The organism is Bacillus sp. LK2 (assembly GCF_001043575.1).
GTDB classification, from domain to species: domain Bacteria; phylum Bacillota; class Bacilli; order Bacillales; family Bacillaceae_G; genus Bacillus_A; species Bacillus_A paramycoides.
Genome location: NZ_LDUK01000102.1, coordinates 1 through 2569, shown reverse-complemented (window position 1 = coordinate 2569; position 2569 = coordinate 1). Strand labels below are relative to the sequence as shown.

Here is a 2569-nt window from a genome sequence, read left to right as displayed (position 1 = left end):
ACGTTTCACGTTGTTTGTTTCGTTCAGTTTTCAAAGAACTACTTTGCCGCTCATTTGCGACTTCCTTATGTTAACATTTTCATGTTTCAATGTCAACTAAGTTTTTTCATTTCGTTTGTCGCTTTCTGCGTTGTTGCTATCAGCGACTTGTCCTATATTACACTTATGTGTGTTAATAGTCAATGGTTTTAAATAAGTTTTTTATAAAAATATGAATTAACTATACCAACAAGCCGTTAGCACAAAAATAGTGCACTTGAATGTAACTTTCTCAAAGTAAACTAAATACAAATAACCTATAGAAGTTACTGTAGGTTATTCGTATTTAGAAGTTATTAATATACGTATGACATTTAAAATTTATCCCTCTGTACATTATGTACACCATAATAGAAAGAACTAAATATTATTCCTTTGGAGGTATCGAGCAGCTTCCATCTGTACAATAAGCATCGGTTGTACTATTTATTGAAAGATTTTGAGGTTCTGACTTAGGATTCTCTTCTTCCCACACCTGTTGAAGTGCACCAACAAAGGTTTCAAGTGGTTGCGCGCCTGAAATAGCATATTTTTGATTAACAATAAAATAAGGTACTCCCGTAATTTTATATTGCTGAGCAATCGCTTCGTCAATTCTAACTTCATTCGCATACGCATTTTTATTATTAATAACGTTTACAGCTTCTTTCTTATCTAAACCTGAAGTTTCAGCGATAGTAGAGAGCGTTTCCGCATCACTTAAGTTTCTCGATTCAGTGAAATATGCAAAAAGTAGATTTTCTGTAATCTCTTTTTCTTTCCCCTGATCCTTTGCAAATTTCGCCAAACGATGTGCATCAAAAGTATTTGTTGGTTTCATCTCTTCAAAATTAAAACTTAAACCTATACTAGCTGCGTGATTGCCTATTTGTATATTATTACGATTAGCTTCTTCAACACTAATCCCATACTTTGCTGCAATTACTTCACTAATACTTGTTCCAGAATAGATTGGAGTATTTGGGTCTAACTCAAAACTTTTAAACTCAACTTCAACGTCATCCCTATGTGGAAATTGTTCTAAAGCCATCTCTAATCTACGCTTCCCAATATAACAAAACGGACATACAAAATCAGACCATACTTCAATTTTCATATTCGCACCTCTTTACAATTTTATTTCCAACCATTTTAGCACCGCGATTAAGGAATTCAAAAATTTTTGCTCCAAACCTTCTATATAGTACAACCAAAAGTATATTTATAACAGAATACCTAAATAACAAAAAACGATAATCAAAAGGATAAAATACTCCCTTCCGATTATCGTATATAAACATGAAACAACCTTAATTATGCCGGAATATACTTCTCTACGAACTTCCATATAGTATTCCAATATTTATTTGGATCTACTTTCTCAGCTTCTCCATGTCCCGCACCTGGAACAATTAATTTCTCTTTTTCTACTTTTGCAGCATTATACACCTCATCCAACATTTCAAAAGGAACAAATGTATCAGCATCCCCATGAATGAATAACATAGGTGTTTTACTTTTCGCAACTTGTTTTACAGCTGAAGCCTCTTTCAAATCATATCCAGCCCTCAATTTAGTAACTGTATTGGCCGCATTCATAACAGGAAATTTAGGCAAGTGGAATAAATCTTTTAGTTGATACGTGAATTCATCAATAACAGTTGAATATCCACAATCTTCAATAATAACTTTAACATTAGAAGGTAAATCTTCCCCAGAAGTCATCATAACAGTTGCTCCACCCATAGAAATACCAAATAGAGCTATTTCAGCATTAGGATCTTTCTTTAAAATTTGTTGAATCCAAATCAGAACATCTTTACGATCATGCCACCCCATACCGATATAATCCCCTTCACTATTTCCATGCCCACGAAGATCTGGCGCTATGACGTTATAACCTTGTTCATGAAAATTCCGGATATATTTCGTCATTGCTGATGCCCTGCCATCATATCCATGAACTACAATTGCCCATTTATGGCTAGATTGCTCATTCATATATTCATAACCTGTTAAATTTAGCTTATCAAAAGAACGTATAGTTAATGTGTTAGGTTTATATTTTGATACAAAGTTTGCATTCTTTTCTTCATTCGTAGCCAATACATCTCCCGATGCATTCACTGTTTCCGTTAAGTGAGGATTATCCTCCAAAAATTCTTTTTCTTGTTTTGCATTCAATGCATAATTATAGAAATAATTCCCGACTAACATATACGCAATTGCTAGAAGGATTAAAACTACTATAGTAATTACACTTATCTTTTTCATATTATCTCCTTTTTCAAAATTAAATCTTCTTATATTAAAGTACTTCAAAAAAATAACTGTACTATTTTAACACACCAATGAATCGTATCTATAAGAAATAAAATAGAAAATCTTAAATTACATATCAAAAATCATGAGGGAAATTGAATAAAAAATTATATGGATATGTAATCACAAATCTTAAAAGAATGGGGAATACTTAAAATCTAAAGTGGTATTTGGGGTTAGTAAGAAGTTATTTCTAACGAAATATACACAAAAAAGACGAGTCATTCTG

2 protein-coding genes are annotated in these 2569 nt (G+C 32.3%); both read right to left on the bottom strand.

Features of this window, described 5'->3' with window-relative positions; all coding sequences use genetic code 11:
- Positions 1-406: 406 nt before the first annotated feature.
- Positions 407-1135: a DsbA family oxidoreductase gene (locus VK90_RS27275; RefSeq protein WP_048376741.1), complete on the bottom strand. Its 729-nt coding sequence runs from the start codon at positions 1133-1135 to the stop codon at positions 407-409.
- 197 nt (positions 1136-1332) lie between these two features.
- Complete coding sequence (locus tag VK90_RS27265; RefSeq protein ID WP_048376736.1) at positions 1333-2292, bottom strand: alpha/beta hydrolase; 960 nt, start codon at positions 2290-2292, stop codon at positions 1333-1335.
- Between the last annotated feature and the right edge of the window lie 277 nt (positions 2293-2569).

Excerpts from the sequence above, each read along its gene's own strand:
- VK90_RS27275 (WP_048376741.1), bottom strand. The coding sequence starts at position 1,135 with ATGAAAATTGAAGTATGGTCTGATTTTGTATGTCCGTTTTGTTATATT.
- VK90_RS27265 (WP_048376736.1), bottom strand. The coding sequence starts at position 2,292 with ATGAAAAAGATAAGTGTAATTACTATAGTAGTTTTAATCCTTCTAGCA.